This is a genomic window from Acidovorax sp. GW821-FHT09A11, assembly GCF_059418365.1.
Map to the genome: position 1 here is coordinate 352,361 of NZ_JBWKPS010000005.1, position 26,317 is coordinate 378,677.

General features: G+C 67.6%; 23 protein-coding genes. 12 read left to right on the forward strand and 11 right to left on the reverse strand.

What is annotated here, in order from left to right:
- Nucleotides 1–167: 167 nt before the first annotated feature.
- Nucleotides 168–524, forward strand: coding sequence for a DUF1304 domain-containing protein (locus AC07PV_RS16040; protein ID WP_218340020.1), 357 nt, complete (start codon nt 168–170; stop codon nt 522–524).
- A 132-nt stretch (nt 525–656) separates the two neighbouring features.
- On the opposite strand, the gene lolA is transcribed toward AC07PV_RS16040, so the two are convergent.
- The 3 genes from lolA to AC07PV_RS16055 form a co-directional block, all read right to left on the reverse strand.
- Complete coding sequence (gene lolA, locus AC07PV_RS16045; RefSeq protein ID WP_369643084.1) at nt 657–1,289, reverse strand: outer membrane lipoprotein periplasmic chaperone LolA; 633 nt, start codon at nt 1,287–1,289, stop codon at nt 657–659.
- Between the two features lie 48 nt (nt 1,290–1,337).
- Nucleotides 1,338–3,671: a DNA translocase FtsK gene (locus AC07PV_RS16050; RefSeq protein WP_218340019.1), complete on the reverse strand. Its 2,334-nt coding sequence runs from the start codon at nt 3,669–3,671 to the stop codon at nt 1,338–1,340.
- Between the two features lie 72 nt (nt 3,672–3,743).
- Nucleotides 3,744–4,421 (reverse strand): Crp/Fnr family transcriptional regulator, encoded by a 678-nt coding sequence (locus AC07PV_RS16055; protein ID WP_369643086.1) that lies wholly within the window; start codon nt 4,419–4,421, stop codon nt 3,744–3,746.
- 185 nt (nt 4,422–4,606) lie between these two features.
- On the opposite strand from AC07PV_RS16055, the gene trxB reads away from it, so the two are divergent.
- From trxB to rpmG, 3 genes are all read left to right on the forward strand, one after another.
- Nucleotides 4,607–5,560: a thioredoxin-disulfide reductase gene (trxB, locus tag AC07PV_RS16060; protein WP_494630754.1), complete on the forward strand. Its 954-nt coding sequence runs from the start codon at nt 4,607–4,609 to the stop codon at nt 5,558–5,560.
- 185 nt (nt 5,561–5,745) lie between these two features.
- Nucleotides 5,746–5,979, forward strand: a complete 234-nt coding sequence (gene rpmB / locus AC07PV_RS16065; protein WP_007859763.1) for a 50S ribosomal protein L28 — start codon at nt 5,746–5,748, stop codon at nt 5,977–5,979.
- Nucleotides 5,980–5,990: 11 nt separating this feature from the next.
- Nucleotides 5,991–6,161 (forward strand): 50S ribosomal protein L33, encoded by a 171-nt coding sequence (rpmG, locus tag AC07PV_RS16070; RefSeq protein ID WP_008904999.1) that lies wholly within the window; start codon nt 5,991–5,993, stop codon nt 6,159–6,161.
- 113 nt (nt 6,162–6,274) lie between these two features.
- Here rpmG and AC07PV_RS16075 read toward each other — a convergent pair whose 3' ends face one another.
- Nucleotides 6,275–7,783 carry an aminotransferase-like domain-containing protein gene (locus AC07PV_RS16075; RefSeq protein WP_494630755.1) on the reverse strand — a complete coding sequence of 503 codons (1,509 nt, stop codon included), beginning with the start codon at nt 7,781–7,783 and terminating at the stop codon, nt 6,275–6,277.
- A 239-nt stretch (nt 7,784–8,022) separates the two neighbouring features.
- Here AC07PV_RS16075 and AC07PV_RS16080 point away from each other — a divergent pair, with 239 nt between their 5' ends.
- Entirely contained in the window at nt 8,023–8,433 is a 411-nt protein-coding gene (locus AC07PV_RS16080; protein WP_218295732.1) for a hypothetical protein, read from the forward strand.
- Nucleotides 8,434–8,525: 92 nt separating this feature from the next.
- Here the strand turns inward: AC07PV_RS16080 and AC07PV_RS16085 are convergent, their stop codons facing one another.
- From AC07PV_RS16085 to AC07PV_RS16095, 3 genes are all read right to left on the reverse strand, one after another.
- Nucleotides 8,526–9,740 (reverse strand): DesA family fatty acid desaturase, encoded by a 1,215-nt coding sequence (locus tag AC07PV_RS16085; RefSeq protein ID WP_218295733.1) that lies wholly within the window; start codon nt 9,738–9,740, stop codon nt 8,526–8,528.
- Nucleotides 9,741–9,871: 131 nt separating this feature from the next.
- On the reverse strand, nt 9,872–11,146 hold the full coding sequence (locus AC07PV_RS16090) for an RsmB/NOP family class I SAM-dependent RNA methyltransferase (RefSeq protein WP_218295734.1): 1,275 nt from the start codon (nt 11,144–11,146) through the stop codon (nt 9,872–9,874).
- A gap of 105 nt (nt 11,147–11,251) precedes the next feature.
- Complete coding sequence (locus AC07PV_RS16095) at nt 11,252–13,105, reverse strand: M48 family metallopeptidase (protein ID WP_494630756.1); 1,854 nt, start codon at nt 13,103–13,105, stop codon at nt 11,252–11,254.
- A 44-nt stretch (nt 13,106–13,149) separates the two neighbouring features.
- Between AC07PV_RS16095 and AC07PV_RS16100 the strand changes: the two genes are divergently transcribed.
- Both AC07PV_RS16100 and AC07PV_RS16105 read left to right on the forward strand, forming a co-directional pair.
- Nucleotides 13,150–13,404 (forward strand): DUF1653 domain-containing protein, encoded by a 255-nt coding sequence (locus tag AC07PV_RS16100; RefSeq protein WP_492253705.1) that lies wholly within the window; start codon nt 13,150–13,152, stop codon nt 13,402–13,404.
- 291 nt (nt 13,405–13,695) lie between these two features.
- On the forward strand, nt 13,696–14,250 hold the full coding sequence (locus AC07PV_RS16105) for a hypothetical protein (RefSeq protein WP_494630757.1): 555 nt from the start codon (nt 13,696–13,698) through the stop codon (nt 14,248–14,250).
- Between the two features lie 40 nt (nt 14,251–14,290).
- Here the strand turns inward: AC07PV_RS16105 and purN are convergent, their stop codons facing one another.
- Nucleotides 14,291–14,872, reverse strand: coding sequence for a phosphoribosylglycinamide formyltransferase (purN, locus tag AC07PV_RS16110; RefSeq protein ID WP_492245896.1), 582 nt, complete (start codon nt 14,870–14,872; stop codon nt 14,291–14,293).
- Nucleotides 14,873–14,911: 39 nt separating this feature from the next.
- On the opposite strand from purN, the gene AC07PV_RS16115 reads away from it, so the two are divergent.
- From AC07PV_RS16115 to AC07PV_RS16130, 4 genes are all read left to right on the forward strand, one after another.
- Nucleotides 14,912–15,616, forward strand: coding sequence for a YceH family protein (locus AC07PV_RS16115; RefSeq protein ID WP_494630759.1), 705 nt, complete (start codon nt 14,912–14,914; stop codon nt 15,614–15,616).
- 46 nt (nt 15,617–15,662) lie between these two features.
- Nucleotides 15,663–16,844 (forward strand): acyl-CoA dehydrogenase family protein, encoded by a 1,182-nt coding sequence (locus AC07PV_RS16120; RefSeq protein ID WP_218295740.1) that lies wholly within the window; start codon nt 15,663–15,665, stop codon nt 16,842–16,844.
- Between the two features lie 24 nt (nt 16,845–16,868).
- Nucleotides 16,869–17,984, forward strand: a complete 1,116-nt coding sequence (locus AC07PV_RS16125) for an acyl-CoA dehydrogenase family protein (RefSeq protein WP_494630760.1) — start codon at nt 16,869–16,871, stop codon at nt 17,982–17,984.
- 76 nt (nt 17,985–18,060) lie between these two features.
- The gene (locus tag AC07PV_RS16130) at nt 18,061–19,455 is read left to right on the forward strand and encodes an alpha/beta fold hydrolase (protein ID WP_494630762.1); all 1,395 of its coding nucleotides are present in this window, start codon (nt 18,061–18,063) and stop codon (nt 19,453–19,455) included.
- Nucleotides 19,456–19,551: 96 nt separating this feature from the next.
- On the opposite strand, the gene AC07PV_RS16135 is transcribed toward AC07PV_RS16130, so the two are convergent.
- From AC07PV_RS16135 to AC07PV_RS16145, 3 genes are all read right to left on the reverse strand, one after another.
- Nucleotides 19,552–20,085 carry a DUF3617 domain-containing protein gene (locus AC07PV_RS16135; RefSeq protein WP_218295743.1) on the reverse strand — a complete coding sequence of 178 codons (534 nt, stop codon included), beginning with the start codon at nt 20,083–20,085 and terminating at the stop codon, nt 19,552–19,554.
- An 86-nt stretch (nt 20,086–20,171) separates the two neighbouring features.
- The gene (locus tag AC07PV_RS16140) at nt 20,172–23,270 is read right to left on the reverse strand and encodes an IPTL-CTERM sorting domain-containing protein (protein WP_494630763.1); all 3,099 of its coding nucleotides are present in this window, start codon (nt 23,268–23,270) and stop codon (nt 20,172–20,174) included.
- A 166-nt stretch (nt 23,271–23,436) separates the two neighbouring features.
- On the reverse strand, nt 23,437–24,120 hold the full coding sequence (locus AC07PV_RS16145) for a response regulator transcription factor (protein ID WP_218340007.1): 684 nt from the start codon (nt 24,118–24,120) through the stop codon (nt 23,437–23,439).
- A gap of 171 nt (nt 24,121–24,291) precedes the next feature.
- Between AC07PV_RS16145 and AC07PV_RS16150 the strand changes: the two genes are divergently transcribed.
- Entirely contained in the window at nt 24,292–26,295 is a 2,004-nt protein-coding gene (locus AC07PV_RS16150) for a sensor histidine kinase (protein WP_494630765.1), read from the forward strand.
- The last annotated feature ends 22 nt before the right edge of the window (nt 26,296–26,317 follow it).

A 26,317-nucleotide genomic window follows, 5' to 3' on the forward strand; every position in this document is an offset into this window, starting at 1 on the left:
CCGGCAGCACTCTTTCTTTGTTCGCCGCGCGCGCAAGGGGAGGCACGCCCACCACCTGGCGCGCCCAGGTGATTGTGCCGGGCAACACCCGCGGCCTGAAATGGATTACCGTGGTGCCCTCGCACCGCACCCGCGGCCCCTGCCTGCCACCAGCTCATGGAGTTTTCATGTCCCTTGCCGCCAATATCGTCGTCGGTCTGATCGGCCTCCTGCACGTGTACATCCTGGTGCTGGAGATGTTCCTCTGGGAAAAGCCCGCCGGACGGCGCGCCTTTGGCCAGTCCCGCGAGCAGGCCGCCGCGACCAAGGTGCTGGCGGCGAACCAGGGGCTCTACAACGGATTCCTGGCGGCAGGCCTGTTCTGGGGGCTGACGCTGGGAGACGCCGGTCTGGGCGTGAAGGTGTTCTTCCTGCTGTGCGTGCTGATCGCCGGCCTGTATGGGGCGGCCACGGCCAGCCGCAAGATCCTGTTCATCCAGTCCGTGCCGGCCGCCATCGGCCTTGCCTTGCTGCTGCTGGGGTGAGCCGCGCCCGGGCAGCCAGCGCCACCCTTGCGGTCCCTTGCGGCCGCTGGCGTCCTGCCAGAAAGCGCCAATAGCTATCTATTCAATAGCAGGTCGGCAATCCAGGCACCGGCAACCGGCCGCCGCAGAACGTTACTGCTTGACCACGTCCGCCCCGGCCGGGGGCTTGAACTGGAACGTGCCGGCGGGCAGCGCGGCATTGGCCTGCATGCCGGTAAAACGGATCAGCGAGCGCTGGCCGAAACTGTCCAGGATGTCCAGCGCCGCGAGCTGCTCGCCGGCAAAGCCCACGCGCACGCTCCTGAGCTGGCCGTCCTTGGCCTTGGGGCTGGCGAGCACCCACTGCAGGCCATCCTGGTCCGGCGCGGACTCCAGCGTGAATTCGGCCTTCAGCGCCGACAGATCGGGCGCCGAGGCCAGCAGCGCCGCCGGGGTGGTGCCCAGGGCCTGCGCCTGTGCGCGCTGGGTAACCTGGTTCAGGTCCACGTCGTAAAGCCACAGGGTCTGGCCGTCGGCCACGATGGTCTGCTCGAAAGGTTTCTTGTAGACGAACTTGAAGCGCCCGGGGCGCTGGAACTCGAAGCTGCCGCTGGAAATCTTGGTGCGCGCGGTTTGCCCGTCCTTGGGCGGCGAGGTCACCGTCTGGCTGAAGTCCGCCCGGCCGGTCTGCGTGCCCTTCATGAAGGATTCAAGGCTTTTCAGGCCATCAGCGCTTGCCAGTGTTGCGCTGGCAGCTATCAAAATTGCAGTGGCGATCTTTTTCAACAAAAACTCCTGTAAGGGGCATGGGCGGGGCTTGGCGCCCCGCCCGGGTCACTCGCTGCGCGCCGGCACCAAAACCTCGCGCTGGCCGCTGGTGGTCAGGCCACTGACGAGGCCCGCCTTTTCCATGTCTTCCAGCAAACGCGCAGAGCGGTTGTAGCCAATGCGCAGCTTGCGCTGCACGTACGAGATGCTCGCCTTGCGGTCCTTGAGCACGACTTCGACGGCCTGGTCGTACATGGGGTCCTTCTCACCCCCGTCGCCGCCGCCCTCCCCTGACAGATCCCCCTCGCCATCCACAGTTCCGCCTTCGAGCACGCCGTCTATGTAGTCCGGCTCCCCTTGTTCCTTGAGGTAGCTGACGACACGGTGTACTTCCTCGTCCGACACGAAGGCGCCATGCACCCGGATCGGCAGGCCGGTGCCGCTGGCCATGTAGAGCATGTCGCCCATGCCCAGCAGGGCTTCTGCGCCCATCTGGTCCAGGATGGTGCGGCTGTCGATCTTGGAGCCCACCGAGAACGCGATGCGGGTGGGAATGTTGGCCTTGATCAGGCCGGTGATCACGTCCACGCTGGGCCGCTGCGTGGCCAGGATCAGGTGGATGCCGGCTGCCCGCGCCTTCTGCGCCAGGCGGGCGATCAGCTCCTCGATCTTCTTGCCCACCACCATCATCAGGTCGGCCAGCTCGTCGATGATGACCACGATGTGCGGCAGGCGCTGCAGCGGCTCGGGCTCCTCGGGCGTCAGGCTGAAGGGGTTGTAGATGAACTCCTCGCGCGCCTTGGCTTCGTCGATCTTGACGTTGTAGCCCGCCAGGTTGCGCACGCCCAGCTTGGACATGAGCTTGTAGCGGCGCTCCATCTCGGCCACGCACCAGTTCAGGCCGTGGGCGGCCTGCTTCATGTCGGTCACCACGGGCGCCAGCAGGTGCGGGATGCCTTCGTAGACCGACATTTCCAGCATCTTGGGGTCGATCATCAACAGGCGCACGTCGCGCGCCTCGGCCTTGTACAGCAGCGAGAGGATCATCGCGTTGATCCCCACCGACTTGCCCGAGCCCGTGGTGCCGGCCACCAGCACGTGTGGCATCTTGGCGAGGTCTGCCACCACCGGGTTGCCCACGATGTCCTTGCCCAGGCCCATGGTGAGCATGCTCTTGGCCTCGTGGTAGACCTGCGAGCCGAGGATCTCGGACAGGCGGATGGATTGGCGCTTGGCGTTGGGCAGCTCCAGCGCCATGTAGTTCTTGCCCGGGATGGTCTCCACCACGCGGATGGACACCAGGCTGAGCGAACGCGCCAGGTCCTTGGCCAGGCCCACGATCTGCGAGCCCTTCACGCCCGTGGCAGGCTCGATCTCGTAGCGCGTGATCACCGGACCGGGCATGGCCGCGACCACGCGCACCTCCACGCCGAAATCCTTGAGCTTCTTCTCGATGAGGCGGCTGGTCATCTCCAGCGTCTCGGGCGCCACCGTCTCCTGGCGCTGCAGCGGGCCGTCGAGCAGGTCCACCAGCGGCAGCTTGCTGTCGGGCATCTCGGTGAACAGGGGCTTCTGGCGCTCCTTCACCACGCGGGTGCTCTGCGGCACCTCCACCAGCACGGGTTCGATGATCTGGATGGGCTCGGGATGGTGCACCTCACTCTCGGTGCGCTCCTCCAGCACCACCACCTCGCGCTCGCGCGCGGCCTTGCGGCCCACGGCCACGTCCTTGGCCACCTCGCGCTGGGCCAGGCGCGACTGCACCAGCGCGTCGATGCGGCCGCCCACGAACTCCGCGACGTGGCCCCACGAGAAGCGGAACACCAGCGCCGCGCCCAGCACCGCCAGCACGATGGCCAGCAGGCCCGAGCCCGTGAAGCCCAGCCACTTCACGCTGGCGGGGCCCATGATGTAGCCCAGCACGCCACCCGCATGCCCGGGCAGGAAGGATTCAAACCGGTACAGGCGCGACCATTCCAGCGCGGTGCTGGAGCACATCAGCACCACCAGGCCGGCCCAGAAAAGTGCCCGCCGCCGCATCGGGCCGGCGGCCCCCGCAACGGACTCTCCGCCACGCATCCAGCGCGCCAGCGACGAAAGCCAGGCGCGCACGCCGGCCGCCACGCACCACCACACCGAAAACCCCAGCGCGAAGTAGCTGCCATCGGCCAGCCACGCGCCGAACCGGCCCGCCCAGTTGGCGACCATGCGTCCGCCCCGGGCGCCCGAGGTGGACCAGGCGGCATCCTGCGCCGAATAGCTGAACAGGGCCAGAAGCCAGAAAACCAGGGCCAGCAGCCCCACCATGAGGCCGATTTCATGGCCAAAACGGGCAGCGCCCGTGCGGGGCGGCGACTTGGCCGCCGCCGATGCATTCAGGGTATTGAGGGAATAGGTCATATGCGTGCCGGGCGAGCTTACCCCAAGCACCGCAGGGGGTGTGTGCCGAAAGGCAGCCACACCGCGGCGCCGTCAACCCAGGGCGTTCAGCCGGTCCTTGAGCAGGGTGGCGCCGCTGGGCAAGACCTCGACGAAGCCACGCTCTTCCAGGTCCTTCATCACGCGGCTGACCATCTCGCGCGAGGCGCCCACCATCTTGGCCAGGTCCTGGCGCGAGATCTTGTCCTTGATCACGAGCTGGCCCTGGGCATCCGGCAGCGCGAAGTCCAGCAGTGCATGGGCCACCCGGCCGTACACGTCCAGCAGCGCCAGCGACTCGATCTTGCGGTCGGCATGGCGCAGGCGCTTGACCAGGCCGCGCATCACGACCAGCGACATCGAGGCGTTCTCGGTCAGGCAGCGGGCGAACTCGGCGCGGCCGAGCATGAGCACGTCGGTCTGCACCTCGGCACGCACCGTGGCCGAATGGGGTTCGTTGTCGATGATGCTCATCTCGCCCAGGTAGTCGCCCTGCGAGAGCGTGGCCAGGATCACCTCGCGCCCCCGGCTGTCGGAGGTCATCACCCGGGCGCGTCCCGTGAGCAGGATGAACAGCGCATTGGACTTCTGCCCCTGCTCCACCAGCGCCTCGCCCCGCTTGAAGCGGCGCTTGATCACCGCGCCACTGATCACCTCGGCCTGCGTCACCGTCAGCAGCGAGAACAGCGGAACCCGGCGCAGCAGGTCCAGGTTGGACAACATCGTCGACATGAAAACTTCTCCTCTCAGGTGCGCGACCCAACCGGAGTCGCAACGGGTCATCAATGGGTTCTTACAATCGCCGTGATTGAAAAAGGGGCCGCTTGCACCCACGGCCGCCGGTTGATACTCGGCGGCTCAGCCCCAGCTTTCCCAACAGCGCCCCATGTAGCGGGCGCAAAACACAGGCTTTTACCATGTCCACCACCCAACACGCGAAAGTTCTGATTCTTGGCTCCGGCCCCGCGGGCTACACGGCGGCCGTCTATGCCGCACGGGCCAACCTGAATCCGGTGCTCATCACCGGCATGGCCCAGGGCGGCCAGCTGATGACCACGACCGAGGTGGACAACTGGCCCGCCGACGTGCACGGCGTGCAAGGCCCCGAGCTGATGCAGCGCTTCCTGGAGCACGCCGAGCGCTTCAAGACCCAGGTGATCTTCGACCATATCAACAAGGTCGATTTCAGCCAGCGTCCCTTCACGCTCACCGGCGACAGCGGCACCTACACCTGCGACGCGCTGATCCTGGCCACGGGCGCCTCCGCCAAGTACCTGGGCCTGCCTTCGGAAGATGCCTTCATGGGCAAGGGCGTGTCCGGCTGCGCGACCTGCGACGGTTTCTTCTACCGCGAGCAGGACGTCTGCGTGGTCGGCGGCGGCAATACGGCGGTGGAAGAAGCTCTGTACCTGTCGAACATCGCCCGCAAGGTCACCCTGGTGCACCGCCGGGACAAGTTCAAGGCAGAGCCCATCCTGGTGGACAAGCTCAACGAGAAGGTCGCGGCGGGCAAGATCGAGCTCAAGCTGTTCCACACGCTCGACGAAGTGCTGGGCAACAACACCGGCGTGACCGGCATCCGCATCAAGAGCACCAAGGACGGCAGCACGCAAGACATCCAGCTGCAAGGCTGCTTCATCGCCATCGGGCATGCGCCCAACACCGAGATCTTCCAGGGCCAGCTGGAGATGGAAAACGGCTACATCATCACCCAGGGCGGCCTCAAGGGTTTTGCCACCCAGACCAGCGTGCCGGGCGTCTTCGCCGCGGGCGACGTGCAGGACCACGTGTACCGCCAGGCCATCACCAGCGCCGGCACGGGCTGCATGGCCGCGCTGGACGCCCAGCGCTTCCTGGAACAGGAGAGTTGATCAAAAACTGGGCATCAGGCTATAATCTGCGGCTTTGCTGAATTCGGCCCGTTTTTGCGGTCCTTTCGAAACAGGCAAATCGGGTTACCGCCACCCTTTATTCTGGCGAGGTGAGGCCGCAAGCCAACCTGGGGAAACAACCCCAGGGCCCAGCGAACGGCCGTTAAAAGTATCGGAGTGTCCTCATGGCACGCGTCTGCGACGTAACGGGCAAGAAGCCCATGGTCGGAAACAATGTTTCCCACGCCAACAACAAAACCAAGCGCCGGTTCCTGCCGAACCTGCAATACCGCCGTTTCTGGGTCGAGACCGAAAACCGCTGGGTTCGCCTGCGTGTTTCGAGCGCTGCCCTGCGTTTGATCGACAAGAACGGTATCGACTCGGTGCTCGCAGACCTGCGCGCACGTGGTCAGGCTTAAGGAGAAGCACCATGGCAAGCAAAGGCGGACGCGACAAGATCAAGCTGGAATCCACTGCGGGTACCGGCCACTTCTACACCACGACCAAGAACAAGAAGACCATGCCCGAGAAAATGCTGATCATGAAATTTGATCCAAAAGCTCGCAAGCATGTGGAATACAAGGAAATGAAGCTGAAGTAATCGTTCAGCCTCGTTTTCTCCCCAAAGAACCGCCCGGACCCAGGGCGGTTTTTTTATGCCTGTTTCCGCCTGCGCCTGCCCAGAGCCGGGCGGAGGGCAGCGCTGGTGGCCCCCTAGGCAACCTTGCGCGAGGCGGGTGCCCGCACGGCCAGCTGGTCCGCCATCAAGGCACCCAGAGTGCGGTAGCCCTCCTCCACCTGCGCGGTGAAGGGCATGCCGCAGCTCAGGCGCAGGAAATGTTCATAGAGCCCCGTGTTGGTGAACATGGGCCCGGGGGCGATGCGGATGCCGTTTTGCAGCGCCTGGTCGTACAGCAGCGTGGACGAAATGCCGGCCGGCAGCTCCAGCCACAGGCTCAATCCTCCCGGAGGCAGGCTCAGCCGCGTGCCGGTCGGAAAGTAGCGGGCCACGGCCCGCGCGGACTGCTCCCGCTGCAGGCGCAGCTGCACACGCATGCGGCGCATGTGGCGTTCATAGGCCGGGGAATCCACGCTGCGCGCGGCCAGCAGCTGCGACCACGTCTGCATGTTGCGCGTGCGGGCGAACTTGAGCATCTGCACCCGGGCCTGCCAGCGCCCCGCGCTCATCCATCCCTGGCGCAGGCCGGGGGCGAAGCTCTTGCTGAGCGAGGCGCAATAGATCACCTGCCCCGCATCGCCCGGCCGGTCCCAGGCCTTGGCGGGGCGCAGCACATGCGGCGACTCCACGAATTCGCGGTAGATATCGTCCTCGATGAGGGCCAGGCCATGCTCCACGCACAGCGCCACCAGGCGCTCCTTGTGCGCGTCGGGCATCACGCTGCCCTGCGGCATCTGCAGATGAGGAACCACCACCACGCCCTTGAGCCGCGGCTCGTTGCGCGCGGCCAGTTCCAGCGCCTCCAGCGATATGCCGGTGTGGGGGCTGCAGGGAATCTCCAGCGCGCGCAGCCCGCGCACCTCGATGGCCTGGAGGATGCCGAAGAAGGTGGGCGATTCGACGGCAATCACATCGCCCGGCTCGGCCACCGCATCCAGGGCCAGGTTGACCGCCTCGGAGTTTCCGTGGGTGGCGCCGATGTCCGCCGGGGCCACGCACACGCCAAAGGTGAGCGCATGCCGCGCCATGGCCTGCTGGAACTCGGGATGCGTCGTGGGTGCCGAAGGGCCATACACCAGGATGTCCGGCTGCTCCCGCAGCAGGCCATGGGCAAGCCGGTTGAGCGCCTTCGCATCGAACAGGCTGGGCGCCGGCATCGCGCTGCCCAGGTCCAGCGGCAGAGGGCCTGCACGGCGGGCCTTGTCCAGAAAAACCGAAATGCGCTCATTGATACCCGCAAAGGCTTGGGGGTCGCTGGCCAGCGGTTCATGCACCTCGGGTTCGCGCGCCTCCGGGAGCGCCACGCCGCCCAGTTCGCGCACGAAGTAGCCCACGCGCTCGCGCGCCTCCACGCACCCCTGGGATTCGAGGTGGCGCAGCACCTGCAGCGCCGTGGTCAGGCTCACCTGATGGCGCTGGCACAGTTCGCGCACGGACGGCATGCGCATGCCGGACTTGAGGCTGCCCGCGGCGATCGCCTGCTCGTACAAGGCCGCCAGTTGGCGGTAGAGGGGAGGTTCCCGGGTGTCGGAGGAGCGTGGCATGGCTGGAGAACGAAGGATGCCGCTGCGCCATGGGATGGGCGCCGCAGCCGGTCTGTGGATGGTGCCTGAACGCCATCCACGGGTACAGATACAGGAAAGGGCAGAAGCAACCATAACAGCATGCCCGCTATCGCTGCTGTTCTACCTCCTCACGGGGGAGCGTGTACCTGTTGCGGCGGGGCGGCATTTCCTACGCTCAAGCCCTCGCTACAGCCTTTTGTCCCCGGAGGACCCGCACCATGAAACCGCGCCCCCAGCCCACCGCCATCCCCACCCCTTTCCTCACCCTGCATATCGCGCCCGGCCAGAGCCTTTGGGCCTGCCTCGCACCCGGCAGCCGGGTGCACGCGACCCGGGGGGACGTGGCCATCCGCCTTGCGCCCCGCTCTCTCGGGCACGCGCTGCACTCGCCACCATTGGCGCGGTTGAAGGCGGGCGACCACCTGCCGTGGGTGGTGGAGCACCGCCAGGCCACCTGGGTGCAGCTTGGCAGCGCCACGCAGGGCCCGGCGGAAGTCAGGATCGTGGAAGGCACACCCGTGTCCGGACTGGGCCAGAAAGCCTGGAGACGCCTGCTCAGGGCTTTCTCGGCGGGCGGGAAGGCCCGCAAGGAGGGGACACTTGGCGGCGCCTTGCACGCCGCACGGTGAAGCGGCAAGGCGGCAGAAAAGACAAAGGCCTTGCCGGACGGCAAGGCCTTTTTCCTTCGCATCCGGGCGCCGCGGCAGGCGGCCGGCTGTCTCTAGGCCTGGGCCGCACGCAACCGCAGCGAGAACTCGCGCAGCGCCGCAATGCCGCTTTCCTCGGCGCGGCGGCACCATGCCTGCAGATCGGCCGTCAACTGCTCGCGGGAGTGCGAGGTATTGAGCCACAGCTGGCGCAATTCTTCCCGCATGGTCACCATCTTGTCGAGGGCCGGGTGCGCGGCGCGCGCCTGGGCCAGTTGCGGCAGGGCCACGGCAGGCACCTTCTCCGCATCGCGGTGAAGCCAGCGCTTGGCGGCCTTGAGCACCGACGCATCGGCCTGGCGCGCCTGCAATGCGGCAATCTCCTCCTTGCAGGCCTGGCGCACACCGCGCGCATAACCGGCCATCACCTCGTAGCGGTTGGCGATGAGGGCCTCCAGCGTCTTTTCGTCCGCCACGGGCTTCACATCGCCCAACTGCAGCTTGGGTGGAACCTTCTTGACGGTGGCCCAGCCGATCTTCTTCATCAAACTGATGTAGACCCAGCCGATATCGAACTCATAGGGCTTGACCGAGAACTTGGCCGAGGTGGGGTAGGTATGGTGGTTGTTGTGCAGTTCCTCGCCGCCAATGATGATCCCCCAGGGCGCCAGGTTGGTGCTGGCATCCTGCGCCTCGAAGTTGCGGTAGCCCCAGTAGTGGCCCACGCCATTGACCACGCCCGCCGCCCAGAAGGGAATCCAGAGCATCTGAACCGCCCACACGGCAGCGCCCAGGGCACCGAACAGGGCGAGGTTCAGGATCAGCATGAGGCCCACGCCCTGCCAGCCGTAGCGGGTATAGACGTTGCGCTCCATCCAGTCATCCGGCGTGCCGTGGCCGAACTTCTTCATGGTCTCCATGTTCTTCGACTCGGCGCGGTACAGCTCGGCACCACGCCACATCACGGTATCGAGGCCCCGTGTCTGGGGACTGTGCGGGTCGTCCACCGTTTCGCACTTGGCGTGGTGCTTGCGGTGGATCGCCACCCATTCCTTGGTGACCATGCCCGTGCCGATCCACAGCCAGAAGCGGAAGAAGTGCGAGGGGATGGCATGCAAATCCAACGCGCGGTGCGCCTGGGCGCGGTGCAGGAAAATCGTGACCGCCGCGATGGTGATGTGGGTCGTCGCCAGGGTGTACAGGATGATCTGCCACCAGGCCAGGTTCCACAAACCATGGCCGAGCCAGTCAATGGCGGCGTTCAGCACAGCCCAATCGGGTAACAGCATATTCGGGAAGCCTTACTACAGAGAACCCGCTCGCCAGCGGAGCGGGTACCTGATTTTAGAGGGAGTACCCCGTGCAGAGTTCAGGGGTATCCACAGTATTTACGCGTATTTAGAAACTTTAGAGCGGTAACTCAGCTCTTTTTGGACCAGATGGCGGCGAAAAAGCCGTCCGTCTGGTGCAGGTGGGGCCACAGGCGCAGAAAGCCACTGCCTGTCTCGCCGCCACTGCACAGGCCCTTGGCCCCCTCGACCTTGAGCTGCTCCAGCAGTTCGCCGGCGTCTAGCAGTTCGAAATCAGGGTGCGAGGCGCTGAACGCGTCCGCGATGGCCTCGTTTTCCTGCGGCAGGATGCTGCAGGTGGCATACACGAGGCGGCCGCCGGGTTTGAGCAGGCGCGCCGCGCTGTCCAGGATGGCGGTCTGCTTGGCCACCAGCTCCTCGACGGCCTTGGGCGACTGGCGCCATTTGAGGTCAGGATTGCGGCGCAAGGTACCCAGGCCCGAACAGGGGGCGTCCACCAGCACGCGGTCGATCTTGCCCGCCAGCCGCTTGACCCGGTCATCGCGCTCATGGGCGATGGCGGCGGGGTGCACGTTCGACAGGCCGCTGCGTGCCAGGCGCGGCTTCAGCGCATCCAGGCGATGCGCCGACACGTCGAACGCATAGAGGCGCCCCGTGCTGCGCATGCCCGCGCCGATGGCCAGCGTCTTGCCGCCCGCCCCGGCACAGAAATCCACCACCATCTCGCCGCGCTTGGCGTCAAGCAGCAGGGCCAGCAGCTGCGAGCCTTCGTCCTGCACCTCGATGGCGCCGCGCGTGAACGCATCGAGCTTGGTCAGCGCAGGCTTGTCGTCAATGCGCAGGCCCCAGGGCGAATACGGCGTGGGGCTGGCCTTGATGCCGGCCTTGGCGAGCTCCTTTTGCACATCGGCGCGCTTGTCCTTGAGCGCGTTGACGCGCAAATCCAGCGGCGCGCTCTGGGCCAGGCTTTCCACCAGCGGCCAGAAGCCTTCGCCCAGCTGGTCCTTCAAGGGCTTGACGAGCCATTCGGGCAGGTTGTGGCGGTGGCGCTCCATCAGGTCATCGACCGTGACGGCGTCGCACTGGTCGAGCCAGTTCTTCTCCTGGTCGGTCAGTGCGCTCTTGAGGAAATCGCGCGGGCCGTAGAAACCCAGGATGGCCAGGCGGCGTTCCTTGGGGCCCGAGCCGGAAGGCGCCATGTGGTCGAACAGCAGCTTCTTGCGCAGCACGGTGTAGACCGTTTCGGCCAGCGTGGCCCGCTCGCGGGGCCCCAGGCCCCGGTTGTCGCGGAAGAACCGTGACACCACCGCGTCGGCGGGGTGTTCAAACGTGAGGGTGAGCCTGACCAGTTCGGCGCAGGCGTCGAGAAGAACTTTGGGATGCATCCCCGTATTGTCCACCCCCTGAGCTGCTTCCCGTCACCCCCCGGAGGGGTACGCCGTGTGCAACTCACCGTGCAGACGAGAAAGGGACGAGCAAAAAGTTGGCCATCAACGGGTATAGATCGGATCGAACGCATGGCGCTCGATTTCCTTGAGCGAAGGAGATTCGCCCGCCCACAGCGCCAGCGCGGGGCCCGGAAGGCTCAGATTGCGCTCCAGGGCGCGGCACAGGTGGTAGCGGCTTTCGTCGTCCATGCCTGGCAGCTCCAGGAACACCAGGTACGCACGACGCTGCGGATGCTCGCGCAGGTTTTTGCGCACCAGCCAGCAACGGGCGAGGGGCGCACAACGGGCCAGCTCCGATTGCAGCTCGGCCAGCTCGAAGGAGCTCAGGTCGTGCCGCACGATCTGGCTGAAGAACGAGGTGCCCGACAGCTCTTCCCAGGCCCGCTCCTCCGACTCCTGGGCGCGCTCCAGCCGTTTGCGCCACTGCTTGAAGGCGGCGGCATCGTGGTCCAGACCCAGGCGGGGTGTCTCCAGCTCGGCCAGGGCGGTGCGTGCCGCCCAGTAGCGGTCGCTGCTGCCCGCCTCCCACACCCGGTGCAGCAGCTGGAGCTTGCTCTCGCGGTCATCGTCGGGCAGGCAAGGCACCAGCCCGCGCAGGGCGGCGGGGTATTCGGGACTGCGTTCCAGCGCCAGCTCGTAGAGGGCACGCACATCGGCACGGGGGTCCAGATGGCGCTGGAGGCGCGCCAGCTCCACCAGGTCGGCGGCGCTGCTCTGGGCGGTCGATGCACCCAGGGCCTCGGCACGTGCGCGCACGCGCCCCAGCCACGCATGGTGCTGCTTCCACTCCGTGGCGTTGTCGCGGCACCACTGCTTGTCGAAGTGGGCCACCCAGCGCCTGGCCTCCGTGCCCAGCAGGGCCAGCGCGTTGCCGCGCGACCAGTCCGGCAGCGTGGGCGTTGCGTCCAGCGCCTCGATGCGGTCGCGCAGGCCAGGGTGGGTGTCGTCCACGCTGCTCAGGCGCTTGAGCGCCTGGCGCAGCGCGTCGTTGGCGAACGCCGGGTCGGGGGCTTTCGCCAGGCAGCGGCGCATGGCGCGATAGGGGCCCACGGGAAGCGGGTTGCCCGCGGCCTCGCACCAGTGGTTTCCCCAGAATTCCGCCTGCAGCCACGCGCCACGAATCTCGATTTCAGCCAGCGCGGCGGCCGCCACCTCTCGGCCCAGCAGCTTGCCCGCGATGCGATCGGCCTCGTACTCGTCCTGGCGCGCCAGCGCGAAGGTCTTGGCGGAAAAGCGCGGAAAGTACCACCGCATGAAGGCCTGCGTGGCGGCGGCCACCGGGCCTTCGTCGTCCGCCAGGCTGTGGTTCAGGCGCATCCAGGACAGCCGCGTGCGGTAGATCCACGCCGCAAACCGGCCATGGTCGCCGCGCAGATGTCCGTATTCATGCGCCAGCACGGCCAGGAAACGCGGCCGATCCAGTGCCATGAGCAGGGGCAGCCCGATGCTCAGATGGTTGACCGCGCCCCCCAGCAGGCCAAAGCGGGGCAGCTGCTGGATGCTCGCGTTGAACTCGTCGTTCAGCGTGACTTTGTGGATGGGCGGGCCCTTGATCTTGCGGCGGATGCGGTCGAGCGCCTCGAACAGTTCGGGCGCTTCCAGCACCGTGATCTCCACGCCGGCGGGTGCGTCCAAGCGCACCCACAGGGCCCGCAGGCTCACCCACAGCAGGCCGCCAGCCCCCAGCAGCAGCCACACCATGGCAAAACGAAAGCGACCGTGCAGGAGCTGCGGCACCACCCACGCCAGGATGCCCACGGCCAGGGCCAGGCAGCCGAGCACCCACGCATAGCCCAGCGCCGCGAACGCGGCCACGCTGCGGCGGTACGCTCGGCTGTTGTCGGCACTGGCATGCTCGCTCATGCGCACCATGTGCACAAAATCTGCCTGATCCACTGGCGTCCCCCACTCTTGGTTGATTTTCAGCCGCCATCCTAACCATGAACGACAACGACCTCCCCGCGCTCATCCGCACCCCGCCGGGCCTGTACCGCCACTACAAGGGCATGCTCTACGAGGTGATCGACACCGTGCGCCACAGCGAGACCCTGGAGCCCATGACGCTGTACCGCGCGCTCTATGGCCAGCGGGGGCTGTGGGTACGCCCCGCCGCCATGTTCGAGGAGCAGGTGCTCATCGATGGCGTGGCGCGGCCCCGGTTCGAGAAATGCGGCGACGAAGCCGGTCCCCGCTGAACCCGGTCCGGCCACGCCACGGCACGGCACGCGCGAAGGCGGTATCGGCCAGCTGGAACGCGTTGCGCTGGCGCCACGGGTTTCTGGTCGCGCAGGGCGACATGCCCCCGAACGCAGGGCACCTACCCCGACGGCCCGCCGCGTCCTACAGCGCCCCGGCCAGATGCGGCCTACCGTGAGCTCTGGGCCCGCATGCCCTGGCACCCGGTGGGAGGCTGCCAGCTCCCTGCAGCATTCCTCCCACCCACATCGCCGGGCACGGAGGGCCCGGCTTGATCCCAGGAGGTTCCCATGGGCTATCTACTCCAAGGGCTGTTCGGAGAACGCTCACTCACCAAGGTCGCCGGCCTGTTTGCCCAGCAAAGCCAGGCCGAGACCTCCATGGCGCAGATGCTGCGCATCGGCGGCCTGCAGGCCGGACAGGTCCGGCTGCTGGGCCCGCAGGATGCGCGCGCATCGCGCCGCGACCTGTTCGCGCGCTCGCTCGAGCCGGAACCGCGCGGCATTGCCCGCACCTTCTTCCAGACCCACATCGTGATGGGCGCCGCCGGAGCCGTGGCAGGCCTGGCGCTCTTTGCATGGTTCTACAACGCAGGCCACCCCATGATCGTGAGCAGCCCCCTGCTGGCCTTCATCGCCCTGGTGGGTTTTGGCACCACGTTCGGCATGCTGGGCGGGGGGCTCCTGTCGATGCGGCCCGACCACGTCCTGCTCATCACCAAGGTGCGCTCGGCGTTGCGCCACAACCACTGGGCTGTGGTCGCCCACCCCACCAGCGCGGAGCAGGCGGCCAGGGTCAAGGAGGTGCTGCAGGGCCACTCGGCCGAGGTGGTCAGCACCCTCTAGCCCGCTCACCACGGCGCATCCCCGCGCAATGGCGGGTGCGCTACGGGGCCCGCACCAGCGCCCGCACGGCGCGGGGGTAGATCACGTGTTCCTGCGTGAGCACGCGGGCGGCCAGGGTGTCTGCCGTATCGCCCGGCAGGACTGGCACCACCGCCTGGTCCAGGATGGGCCCGACGTCCAGCTCCGCCGTCACCTGGTGCACCGTCACCCCCGCAAACCTGCAGCCCGCGTCGATGGCGCGCTGGTGCGTGTGCAGCCCCGTGAAAGCCGGCAGCAAAGAGGGGTGGATGTTGATCAGCCGCCCCGCATAGTGCGCCACGAAGCCGGGCGTGAGGATGCGCATGAACCCGGCCAGCACCACCAGCGCCGGGGCGTGGCGGTCGATGGTGGCGGCCAGTGCGGTGTCAAATGCCTCGCGGCTCGCGAACGCCCTGTGGTCCAGCGCCTCGGCGGCGATGCCCTGCTCGCGCGCGAAGGCCAGGCCGGCGGCCTCCGGCTTGTTGCTGACCACGGCGGCCACACGGGCGCCATGGCGCTGCTCCCAGTTCTCCTGCTGCGCGGTCCGCACGATGGCTGCCATGTTGGAGCCGCTGCCGGAGATCAAAATCACGATGTTCTTCATAAATTGCACTGCGACGCTCAACCCCGGATTATCCCTGCCATGCCATTCGACCCCGCAACCCGCCCCCTGACCCCGAACGAGGCCCGCGTGCTGGCCACGCTGATGGAAAAAGCCCGCACCGTGCCCGACAGCTACCCCATGTCGCTCAACGGCCTGCTCACGGGCTGCAACCAGAAGACCAGCCGCGACCCGGTGATGCACCTGAGCGACGCCGACGCCCAGGAGGCCTTGGACTCGCTCAAGCTCCTCACGCTGGCCTTCGAGACCACCGGCAACCGCACCACGCGCTGGGAGCACAACTTCCAGCGCGGCGTGGGCGTGCCCGAGCAGTCGGCCGTGCTGCTGGGCCTGTTGATGCTGCGCGGGCCGCAGACGGCGGGCGAGCTGCGCATCAACGCCGAGCGCTGGTACCGGTTCGCCGACATCTCCTCGGTGGAGGCCTTCCTGGACGAGCTGCAGGAGCGCAGCGCCGAAAAAGGCGGCCCGCTGGTGGTGCTGCTGCCCCGCGCGCCCGGCGCGCGCGAGCAGCGGTGGGCACACCTGCTGTGCGGGCCGGTCGATACCCACAGCGCCGCCGTTCCCGCCCCGGGCAGCGGCGGTGGCGGCACGCCGGCCGCACTGCAGGCGCGGGTGGAGGCGCTGGAAGCCCAGGTGGCGGGCCTGCGCGCCACCGTGGAACGGCTGTGCGCCGAGCTGGGCACCGCCCCCGCGCCGGATGGAATGTCGCCACCCGGACAGGAATAAAACGAACGACCGTGCTACAAACAGGACTTCTCAGGAGACAAGCCGCATGGATCTCGCATTCACCCCCGAAGAACAGGCCTTCCGCGAAGAAGTTCGCGCATGGGTCCACGCCAACCTACCCCAGGAAATTTCCCACAAGGTCCACAACGCCTTGCGCCTGACCCGTGCAGACATGCAGGGCTGGGCCAAGATTCTGGGCAAGAAGGGCTGGCTCGGCTTCGGCTGGCCCAAGGAATTCGGCGGCCCTGGCTGGACCGCCGTGCAAAAGCACCTGTTCGAAGAAGAGTGCGCGCTCGCCGGCGCGCCGCGCATCATCCCCTTCGGCCCCGTGATGGTGGCCCCGGTGATCATGGCCTTCGGCAATGCCGAGCAGCAAAAGCGCTTCTTGCCCGGCATCGCCAGCGGCGAAGTCTGGTGGAGCCAGGGCTACAGCGAACCGGGCTCGGGCTCGGACCTGGCCTCGGTCAAGACCCGCGCCGAGCGCGTGGGCGACAAGTACATCGTCAACGGCCAGAAGACCTGGACCACCCTCGGCCAGCACGGCGACTGGATGTTCAACCTGGTGCGCACCAGCACCGAGGGCAAGCCCCAGACGGGCATCTCCTTCCTGCTGCTGGACATGAAGTCCAAGGGCGTGACCGTGCGCCCCATCAAGCTGCTCGACGGCGAGTGCGAGGTCAACGAGGTGTTCTTCGACAACGTCGAAGTGCCCGCCGAGAACCTGATCGGCGAAGAGAACAAGGGCTGGACCTACGCCAAGCACCTGCTCTCCCACGAGCGCACCAACATCGCCGACGTGAACCGCAGCAAGCGCGAGCTGGAGCGCCTGAAGCGCATCGCCAAGACCGAGGGCATGTGGGACGACCAGCGCTTCCGCGACCAGATCGCCTTGCTGGAAGTGGACGTCGTGGCCCTCGAAATGCTGGTGCTGCGCGTGCTCTCGGCGGAAAAATCGGGCAAGAACTCGCTCGACATCGCCGGCCTGCTCAAGATCAAGGGCAGCGAGATCCAGCAGCGCTACGCCGAACTGATGATGCTGGCCGCCGGCCCGTTCAGCCTGCCCTTCATCGAAGAAGCGATGGAAGCGGGCTGGCAAGGCGACTTCCCTGGCGGCGTCACCGCCAACGCGCCCCTGGCGTCCACCTACTTCAACCTGCGCAAGACCACCATCTACGGCGGCAGCAATGAAGTCCAACGCAACATCGTGGCTCAGACCGTCCTCGGCTGAACCCAAGTTCCAGGAGACAAGAACATGGATTTCGATTTTTCTGACGACCAGGAACAACTGCGCGACGCCGTGCGCAAGTGGGTGGACAAGGGCTACACCTTCGAGCGCCGCCGCGCCGCCGTGGCCGCCGGCGGCTTCGACCGCGCCGCCTGGGGCGAACTGGCCGAGCTGGGCCTGACGGCGCTGACCGTGCCCGAGGCGCACGACGGCATGGGCCAGGGCGCCATCGACGCCATGGTGGTGGCCGAGGAACTGGGCCGCGGCATGGTGCTCGAACCCATCGCGCAGGCCTTCATCGCCAGCAGCGTGCTGTCGCAATACGGCACTGCCGCCGTGCGAGCCGCCTGGCTGCCCCGCGTGGCCAGCGGCGAGGCGCTGGTGGTACTGGCCTACCAGGAGCGCAAGGCGCGCTACCGCCTGGACGTTTGTGAAGCAAAAGCCACTCAAGCGCAATCAGGACATGCGGTAACAGCTACAAAAAGCATAGTAGCCGCTGGCGACCAGGCCGATGCCTTCATCGTGCCGGCGCAGCTGGACGGCAAGATCGCCCTCTTCCTCGTGGAACGTTCGGCCGCTGGCGTGACCACGCGGGGCTACGTCACGCAGGACGGCAGCCGCGCGGCGGAAGTGCAGCTGGCCAACGCCCCCGCCACGCTCATCACCACCGACGGCCTGGCCGCGCTGGAGCTGGCCGTGGACACCGGCATCGCCGCCACCTGCGCCGAGGCCGTGGGCGTGATGGACAAGACGGTGTCGCTGACCGTCGAATACATGAACCAGCGCAAGCAGTTCGGTGTGTTCATCGCCAGCTTCCAGGCGCTGCGCCACCGCGTGGCCGACATGAAGATGCAACTGGAACTGGCCCGCTCGATGAGCTACTACGCCAGCCTCAAGCTGGGCGCCCCCGCCGCCGAACGCCGCGCCGCCATGGCGCGCGCCAAGGTGCAGCTGGGCCAATCGATGCGCTTCGTGGGCCAGCAATCGGTGCAGCTGCACGGCGGCATCGGCGTGACCGACGAATACATCGGCAGCCACTACTTCAAGAAACTCACGCAGCTGGAAATGACCTTTGGCGACACGCTGCACCACCTGGGCGAGGTGTCGAGCCGCATGCAGGACACCGCAGGCGTGTTTGCCTGAAGAGGACTGTCACGCAACCATGCAATGCTCGTGGGCCCACCGGTCCACGGGCATTTTTTCTTTCTGGAGCCCCCCCATGAACAACACGCACTTGCTGCCACGCCGCTCCCTTCTGGTGGCCGCCGCTGCCGCCGCCAGCCTGGCCCTGGCGGGCTGCGCCACCCGCAGCCCCAGCCTGGCGGAGGCGCCGCCCATCGTCTTCGTGCATGGCAACGGCGACACCGCCGCGCTGTGGCAGACCACCGTGTGGCGGTTCGAGTCGAACGGCTGGCCGCGCGAACGCCTGCACGCCATCGACGTGCCCTACCCGCTCTCGCGCGACGAGGACGGCAAGCCCCAGCCCGGCCGCACCTCGGCGGCGGAGCACATGGCCTACCTGAAGGCCGAGGTGGACAAGGTGCTCCAGGCCACCGGCGCCCGACAGGTCGTGCTGGTGGGCAACTCGCGCGGGGGCAATGCCATCCGCAACTACGTCTACAACGGCGGCGGCGACCAGACCGTGAGCCACGCCATCCTCGGCGGTACGCCCAACCACGGCGTGTGGGCGGTTCCAGGCTTTCGGGAAGGCAACGAGTTCTCGGGCACCGGCCCGTTCCTCAAGGCCCTGAATGCCCCCAAGAACGCCGCAGGGGATGAGGTGAGCGGCCCGGTGAAATGGCTGACCATCCGCTCGGACAACAACGACAAGTTCGCCCAGCCCGACGGCGTGTGGATCGGCGCCAAGGGCACGGCCACCAACGTCACGGCCGCGGGCCCCGAGCTCAAGGGCGCCACCAACGTGGTCATCCCGCGCATCGACCACCGCGAGACATCCTATTCACCCGCCGCGTTCGAGGCCACCTACCGCTTCATCACCGGCAAGGCCCCGGCACGCACCGAGATCGCCGCCGAGAAGGCCGTGGTGCTGAATGGCAAGGTCACCGGCCTGGGCGTGGATTCCACCGACCCCAGGACCGGCAATTTCAGCAACAACCTGCCCCTGCCGGGGGCGCAGCTGGAGGTGTACACGACCGACCCCGCCACCGGCGCCCGCACCGGCAGCGCCTTGCTGCGCAAGGCCGTGGGCGCGGATGGCCAGTGGGGCCCGCTCGCCGTCCCCACCGGCTCGCCCATCGAGTTCGTGATCACCGCGCCCGGCTATGCCACCACCCACATCTACCGCAGCGGCTTCCCGCGCGGCAGCGACCTGATCCACCTGCGCCCTGAACGCATGGCCGACGCGGACAAGGGCGCGGACAGCATCATCACCCTGGCCCGCCCCCGCGGCTACCTGGACCCGGCGCGCGACAGGATGCTGCTGGACGGCGCCCCGCCCGCTGGCGTGCCCCCCGGAGCGGGCGTGGCATCCGCCAAGGTCAAGCCCGCTGGCGGCGTGCGCAGCATCGCGGCCGAATTCAATGGCGAACGGGTAACGGGCCAGACCTGGCCGGCGGCGCAAGGGAATGTGGTGATGCTGGAAATCAGCCAGTAAGCAAGGCGCCGGCAGCGGCATGCATGAAAAAACCCCACGGGCGGCAAGCGCCCGTGGGGTTTTTTTTTGTCCTGGGAGGGAAAGCACGCACGGGCCTCAGTGCGAGTGCCCCCCATGGCCTTCGCGCTGCTTGAGGCTGTCGACGATGTTGACGGTCACGCCGTTGGGCAACACCATGTCCGAGGGCTTCATGCCCGGCCTGCAGTCTCCCAGGCGGCGCCCGCTGAACTGCGTCACGCCGGCGTTGCCGTGGGGAACGGGCTGGGAATAGGACACCTCGAACTGCCCTTGGTAGGACTCCTGGAAGTCGCCCGACAGCTGGATGCGCGCGGTGACCCGGTTGTCGTGCACGAAACACACCGTCTGGACGTCGAACCGGGTGCCGTTCTCTCCCTTCTTCACGCGTGTTTCATGGCAATGCTCCTGCCCCGGAACCACGGCAAGCAGGGTCACCGCGTCCACCTGGGGCGTCGTGCACTGCAGCACCTTCTGCTGGCGCATCACCGACTGGCCGGCAGCGGCGATGGAGACCTCCCACAGGCCCGGCTTGCGCGCCGGCAGGGTGTCGGCCTGGGCCAGCGGCAGGCCCAGCGAGAGGGACAAAGAGGCGGCTACAACGAGAGGTTTCATGGATTCAGGGGGGTAACGGTGGAGCGCCAGGCTCCGCGAGGGGCCTGGCGCATCCGGGTTGCCGTATCTGTCTATCTGTCAGCGCATCAGCGGCCCAGCCGGCGGCGGTGCATCCACACCATGGCGGCGAGCAGGGCCGACAGGAGGACCATGCCCCACTCCGACAGCGTGGGAATGGCATTGGCGTCCACCGGGGCGGGTGCGAACCGGAACACGGCCGTGCAGTCCGCCGCCACGGACGGGATGGTGTAGGCGGTGAAGTTCGCGTTGAAGCTGCCGCCACCGCAGGTGCTGGAGGCATCCCATGCAGCGCGCATGCCCTTGGCAGGCGACAGCACGATCACCGCGTTCGTCCCCGGCATGACGGACTGCGTCGCAGGGCTGACGGTTCCGCCGCCGGAAAGGACGGAGGCCGCCACCACCGGGTTCGGCACGAAGGCAAATACCGCGGAGCAGTTGGCCGCCACGCCGGGGACGGTGTACACCGTGCTGTCGGCATTGAAGCTGCCGCCCGTGCAGGTGCTGGAGCCATGCAGCGTCGCATGCAAACCCGCGGCGGGAGACAGCGTGACCACCGCGCTGGCGCCGGGTGGCACGGACTGCGCACCGGGACTGACGGTACCGCTGCCAGAAAGCACGGAGGCCGTCACCACCGGGTTCGGAACGAAGGCGAACGACACGGAACAGGCTGCCGCCACGCCCGGGACGGTGAACACCGTGCTGTCGGCATTGAAGCTGCCGCCCGTGCAGGTGCTGCCTGCCGCCAGGGTGGCGCGCTGGCCGGCGCCTGGCGTGAGCGTGACGACGGCCGTGCCCCCCACTGCCACCGATTGCGACGCAGGCGTGACGCTGCCGCTTCCGGATGCCACGGAAGCCGTCACCGCCACGGGCGCCAGGAAACCGAAGTTCACCGTGCAGTCGGCAGGCACCGGGGCAATGGTGTAGGTGGTGCCGGACCAGGTGCCTGCGGGGCAGGAGCCCGTGGGCGGGGCGCTGGTGTAGCCGGTGGTCGGCGTCACCACGTAGGACACGGAGCCCCCGTTCAGCACCGTCTTCGGCGCATTCGGCGTGATGGCGCCGCCGGTGCCCACCGACGGCGTGACCGTGGCCACGCCGGAGTTCACGAAGCTGAAGTTGACCACGCAGTTTTGGGCAATCGCGTTGGTCGTGTAGGTGCTGCCCACCAGCGCGCCGCCAGTCTGTGCGCCGCCGGCGGCGCAGTTGTCGGTGATGACCGGTGCGTAGCCCGCATTCGGCATGACCATGAACGAGGTGGTGCCGCCCGGTGCGACAGGCTGCGTCACGGCAGGGGTCACGGAGCCGTTGGCGCCCACCACGGGCGTCACATCCAGGGGGATGGTGAAGCTCGCGGTCACGGTCTTGGAAGCATCCATGGACACGGTGCAGCTGGTGGCCGCGCCCGAGCAGCCGCCGCCGCTCCAGCCCGTGAAGATGGAGCCGGCCGGCGCCGTGGCGTAGAGGATGACCTCGGCGCCGCCAGGCTGGTCGGAGGCGCAGCTGGCTCCGCAGGAGATGCCCAAGGGCACCGAAGTGACCGTGCCCGTGCCGATCGTGTGAACCTGCAGGTTGAACAGCCCCGCCCCCACGGGATCGGAGTCGGTGGCCGTGTTGTTGGAGCTTTCACGGTCCCGCACACCAGCCGGTGCCGTCACCGTGGCCGTGTGCCGGATCGTGCCTGCGCCGCTGGCGGACGGGTCGGCCTGGGCCGCGATGGTGTAGGTGAGCGTTCCACCCACCGGCACCGGGTCCGGCAGGGTCTGGCTCACGGGCCCCGTGCCCGAGGCCAGCGGGCACACGGCCCCGCCCGATGCCACGCAGGTCCATGCGATACCGGTCAGCGATGCCGGGGCCAGCTCCTGGACCATGGCGCCAGCCGGCACCGCGGTCGGGCCGAGGTTGGTCACCGTCATGGCGTAGGTGAGGGCCTGCCCCCAGATCACGGCGTTCTGTCCGTCGGACAGTGCCACGCTCAGGTCAACCAGGGGGTCCGTGGTGATCTGGCTCTGGACCAGCGGCCCGAGCAACGGCGATATCGCATCGCCCACGATGGAATAGTTGCCGTGGTTGATGGGGCCGGTGGTGAGCGCCGGCGCCACGAACGACAGCTGGAGCGTGCCGCTGCTGCCCGGGTTCAGGGTTCCCAGGGGGCAGGAGATGCTATCGATCTCGTTGCCCGCGGTGCCGGACACGCTGGTCGTGCACGCGGCGGGCACGGAGCCCGGATCGATGCGCAGATTCCTGGGTGTTCCCGGCGTGTTGTCTTGCGGGGACACGATGGTCACCACGGTGCTCGTGAGGGGTACGTCACCCTGGTTCGAGTACGAATAGGTGTAGTCCACGCTGCCGTTGGCAGCCGCGTACTCCGGCGCATCGGCCTTGATGCCGGGGCCCGGCAGGTTGGTCAGGCCGGCCCCCGAATCCACGTAGATGTGGCCCGAGTGCCCGCTCTGGCTGCAGCCCGCCGCGATCACGGTGACCTTGACCTGATCGCCCACATCCAGCACGCCCTCCCCGGGCGCGATATCGATGGTCTGCCAGTTGGTGTACTGGAAGCCCCCCACGGTCTGCCAGGGCACGCCGGACTGGCCCGAAAAGTTGAACGTGTAGAACAGCTGCTTGTTCTTGGTGACGTTGTACACCTCGACAAAGAAGTAGGGCTGCTCGTGCCCGGAGTGTCCGGGGTTCTGCAGCACCGGGGCGATGGCGAAACGCACGTGCGCCTTGCCGTCCGCCGGGTCCACGTCGGCCAGCGTCATCACGGCCGTCTGGTCGATGGCGGCGGCGCGGTTCTGGGCGCCCAGGTAGTTGACGCGCGCGCTCTTGGCCCCATAGAGCGGGAAACGCACTTGCCCACTGACGTTGATGTCGGAGTCATTGCCCACGGCATCGGTCGGCGCGGGCGTGGAGGTGGTGTTGGGCGTCAGCCCCAGATCACTCTCCGAGCCGGGCGGGAAGTTGGCCAGCGCAATGCCGGCACCGGGCACACGCAGGTGCCGGATGTTCCAGCTGTCCAGGTCGCTCTCGAAGCCGCCATTCACGAACGCCGCGTGCGCGGAGCCTGCGGCGGCGAGCAGGGCGAGCCCCCCCAGCCACAGCAGCGCCAGGCGGCGCAGGAAGCGGGACATGCTGCCGCGCAGCCCGCCCAGGAAAATCTCAGTGGTCAATTTGCCGTCTCCTCTTGAATCAGATCTCTGTCGTCGAAACCTGCGGGCCGAGTTCGGCCCAGGCTGCGCCCTGCCGGGACGGCATGCGCAACCATGAAATGGGTGGGGTGGTGGTGGACCGAGGCTCGGGGCACCCGGTCAGCGGGCTTGCGCCAGGGGGGTCAGCTCATGGTGCGAACACGAGCCCTTTTCCAAAGACCGCCCTGACCGGCAGGGCCAGGCCGGTGTCGTCCAGCGTCTTGCGGCGCAGCCGGGTCAGCGCCGATTCGATGCGGTGGAAGTCATCGTCGAGATTGCGTCCGCCCACGGCCTGCGCGAGCGCCTGCTTGCTCACGACCACGCCGGGGTTCTCCAGCAGGCAGGACAGCAGCTCCAGCTCTCGCGTGGTCAGCGAGACGACCTGCTGGTTGGGGGCCCGCAGCGCGCCGCCCACGGTGTCCAGTTGCCACGGCACCGCCGCCAGCGCATCCCCGCCGCCCTGCAGCCGCTTGTTGCGCAGCTGCGAACGGATGCCGGCCACCAGCTCCTGCATGTCGACGGGCTTGACGAAATACTGCAGCGCGCCAGCCTCCAGCCCTTCGATCCGGCTGTCCAGGTCTGCGCGCGCCGTCATCAGCACGGTGGGCACCCCTTGCGCCGCCAGGCGGGTGAGCAGGCTCAGCCCATCCTCGCCAGGCAGGCCGATATCCACGACCACGAGATCGGCGCGCGCGCGCAGCAGGCGCACGTAGAAATCCTCCGCCGACTCGGCCCCCCAGGACTGCAGGCCCGAGCGCGCCAGATAGCTGCATACATTGCTGCGGATGTCCTCGTCGTCTTCGACGACTGCGATGGTGGGTTGAGCGGACATTGAGACGGTCAATTGGGGGGCGAAACAGTTTGATACGTACTATTGTGTCAGTGCCTTTTGCACCGAGCCATGCACGAATACTCACGAATACTCACAAGCCCCAGGCGCCGCACGGCGGTGCCCTGGCACGCCAGGGCGCTTGCCGCGTGCCTTCTCCTGTTTTTCTCCTGCGTGCTGGCGCGTGCGGGCGAGCTGCCGCCGGATTTCCGCTTCCAGCTGGGATGGGACATCCCCATGGACCGGATCGACGATCCGCTCGGCCAGATGGGGCCGGGCGATGCGGCCGCGGCACCCGTCGGCGAAGGGTCGTCGCGGCTGCACCATTCTTTGAATGCGGGCTACCTCGGCCATCCGGTGTGGCTGCGTTTCCAGGTGCCGTCCCAGCCCCCGGATGCCGAACCCGGGGCACTGTGGCTGCTGGCGCAGCCCACCTATCTCGACACGGTCACGCTCTACCAGCGCAGCGCCACGGGGGACTGGTCCGCACAGGAGAGCGGCGACCATGTGCCGGCCCCCCGGAAAGCCGGCGTCCGCCAGCACCTGTTTCGCCTGGCACCCGGTGCCATGGCGCTCATCCGCATCCAGACCAGCAGCGCCATGCAGTTCCAGGGCAGCGTGCTCGGCGCGCAGGCGCTGGGCGCCAGCCTGGCGGATGCGGAACGCGGCATGGGCCTGCACTTTGGCGCCGTGGCGGCCTTGCTGCTGGGCATCTGGGCCGCGGCGGCCATCTTTCGCACCCGCGCGCTCTTTGCCCTCGCCGTTCTGGGCTCCGTCAGCGTGATCCACATCTTCAACGTGCGCGGCTACTCCAGCCTCTGGGTTCCTGCGCCATGGACGCTGTGGGCCAGCCATTCGGTCGGGATCGGTGCATTTGCCCTGGCGGCCACGCTGGCCTGGCAGATCAGGGAGCAGCTGGCGAACACCGGCCGCCACCGCCGCACCGGCAGGTGGCTGATGGCGCTCGCCGCCCTGAACCTGGCGGGCATGGCCAGCGTTCCGCTGGGCTTCTACGGGTCCGTGGCATGGGTCAACCTGCTGTCCCTGCTGGCCAGCGACGTGATCGCCATCGTCCTGTGCGTGCTCGCCCTGCGCACGCGCGAGCGGCGGGCCCTGCACGCGCTGCTGCTCTCGGCCTATGGCCTGCACGCGATGGCCGGAGTGCCCATCGCCATCATCATGACCGGCGCGCTGCACTGGAACATCGACGCGACGGCACTGTGGCAATGGGAGGTGATCCTCTTTACCGCGATGATCGCGTGCGCCGTCTTCGTGGGCATGGTCCTGCGCTACCGCGACATCCAGCGCACCAAGGACCTGGCCATCGAACGGCTGGCCCAGTCCGAGCAGTCGCTCGAAGAGCGCATCGGACAGCGCACGGCGGAGCTGTCGCAGGCGCAGGACGCCCTGGGCCAGGCCCTGGAAAACGAACGCGCCCTGCGGCTGGAGCAGCGGCAGTTCTTCCACATGATCAGCCACGAGTTCCGGACCCCGCTCGCGGTGGTGGACAGCGCTGCCGCGGAACAGCAGGCCTTCCCCTCCGCGGATATCAACGCGCAGAAGGACCGGGCAGCGCAGATACGGCGCGCCTGCCGGCGCCTCGCCTCGCTGGTGGACAGCTGCCTGATCAGCGAACGGATGGACACGGCGGGTTTCTCTCTCCAGGCGTCGCCGGTCAACACGGCCGACCTTCTGGAGCATGCGGCGCAGCTGGTCCACTGGTCTCCGCGCCACCACCTTCGCCTCTTCACCGACCTCGCTCCGCCGGAGTGGGTCTGCGACGGGACACTGGTGCGCATCGCGCTATCCAACCTCGTGGACAACGCGGTGAAGTACGCATCCGCAGGGGAAATCTTCATTGCGGCGCGCAAGGGCGAATCCGGGCTGCTGGAGATTTCCGTGGCGGACGAAGGCTCGGGCATGTCGCTGGAGGTCATGAACCGCATCTTCCAGCGCTTCGAACGCGGAGACCGCACCGACCAAAGCAAGGGTTTCGGCCTGGGCCTGTGGGTGACCCGCCGCATCGCACGGCTGCACGGGGGCGACATCACCGTGGAATCGCGGCTGGGCGAGGGGACCTGCTTCACGCTGACCCTGGCCACACAGCCCATGGCCTCCGGCAGCGCCCACCACCAGCGGCAGGTCCGGGCCCGGGGCGAATCATCCTGGGCAACCTGACCCCCGCAGGCGAGCCACGCCC

Excerpts from the sequence above, each read along its gene's own strand:
- AC07PV_RS16115 (WP_494630759.1), top strand. The coding sequence starts at position 14,912 with ATGCCATTCGACCCCGCAACCCGCCCCCTGACCCCGAACGAGGCCCGC.
- AC07PV_RS16130 (WP_494630762.1), top strand. The coding sequence starts at position 18,061 with ATGAACAACACGCACTTGCTGCCACGCCGCTCCCTTCTGGTGGCCGCC.
- AC07PV_RS16125 (WP_494630760.1), top strand. The coding sequence starts at position 16,869 with ATGGATTTCGATTTTTCTGACGACCAGGAACAACTGCGCGACGCCGTG.
- trxB (WP_494630754.1), top strand. The coding sequence starts at position 4,607 with ATGTCCACCACCCAACACGCGAAAGTTCTGATTCTTGGCTCCGGCCCC.
- AC07PV_RS16145 (WP_218340007.1), bottom strand. The coding sequence starts at position 24,120 with ATGTCCGCTCAACCCACCATCGCAGTCGTCGAAGACGACGAGGACATC.
- AC07PV_RS16085 (WP_218295733.1), bottom strand. The coding sequence starts at position 9,740 with ATGCTGTTACCCGATTGGGCTGTGCTGAACGCCGCCATTGACTGGCTC.
- AC07PV_RS16090 (WP_218295734.1), bottom strand. The coding sequence starts at position 11,146 with ATGCATCCCAAAGTTCTTCTCGACGCCTGCGCCGAACTGGTCAGGCTC.
- AC07PV_RS16050 (WP_218340019.1), bottom strand. The coding sequence starts at position 3,671 with ATGACCTATTCCCTCAATACCCTGAATGCATCGGCGGCGGCCAAGTCG.
- AC07PV_RS16100 (WP_492253705.1), top strand. The coding sequence starts at position 13,150 with ATGAACGACAACGACCTCCCCGCGCTCATCCGCACCCCGCCGGGCCTG.
- AC07PV_RS16075 (WP_494630755.1), bottom strand. The coding sequence starts at position 7,783 with ATGCCACGCTCCTCCGACACCCGGGAACCTCCCCTCTACCGCCAACTG.
- AC07PV_RS16040 (WP_218340020.1), top strand. The coding sequence starts at position 168 with ATGTCCCTTGCCGCCAATATCGTCGTCGGTCTGATCGGCCTCCTGCAC.
- purN (WP_492245896.1), bottom strand. The coding sequence starts at position 14,872 with ATGAAGAACATCGTGATTTTGATCTCCGGCAGCGGCTCCAACATGGCA.
- rpmG (WP_008904999.1), top strand. The coding sequence starts at position 5,991 with ATGGCAAGCAAAGGCGGACGCGACAAGATCAAGCTGGAATCCACTGCG.
- AC07PV_RS16105 (WP_494630757.1), top strand. The coding sequence starts at position 13,696 with ATGGGCTATCTACTCCAAGGGCTGTTCGGAGAACGCTCACTCACCAAG.
- AC07PV_RS16055 (WP_369643086.1), bottom strand. The coding sequence starts at position 4,421 with ATGTCGACGATGTTGTCCAACCTGGACCTGCTGCGCCGGGTTCCGCTG.
- AC07PV_RS16120 (WP_218295740.1), top strand. The coding sequence starts at position 15,663 with ATGGATCTCGCATTCACCCCCGAAGAACAGGCCTTCCGCGAAGAAGTT.
- rpmB (WP_007859763.1), top strand. The coding sequence starts at position 5,746 with ATGGCACGCGTCTGCGACGTAACGGGCAAGAAGCCCATGGTCGGAAAC.
- AC07PV_RS16135 (WP_218295743.1), bottom strand. The coding sequence starts at position 20,085 with ATGAAACCTCTCGTTGTAGCCGCCTCTTTGTCCCTCTCGCTGGGCCTG.
- AC07PV_RS16080 (WP_218295732.1), top strand. The coding sequence starts at position 8,023 with ATGAAACCGCGCCCCCAGCCCACCGCCATCCCCACCCCTTTCCTCACC.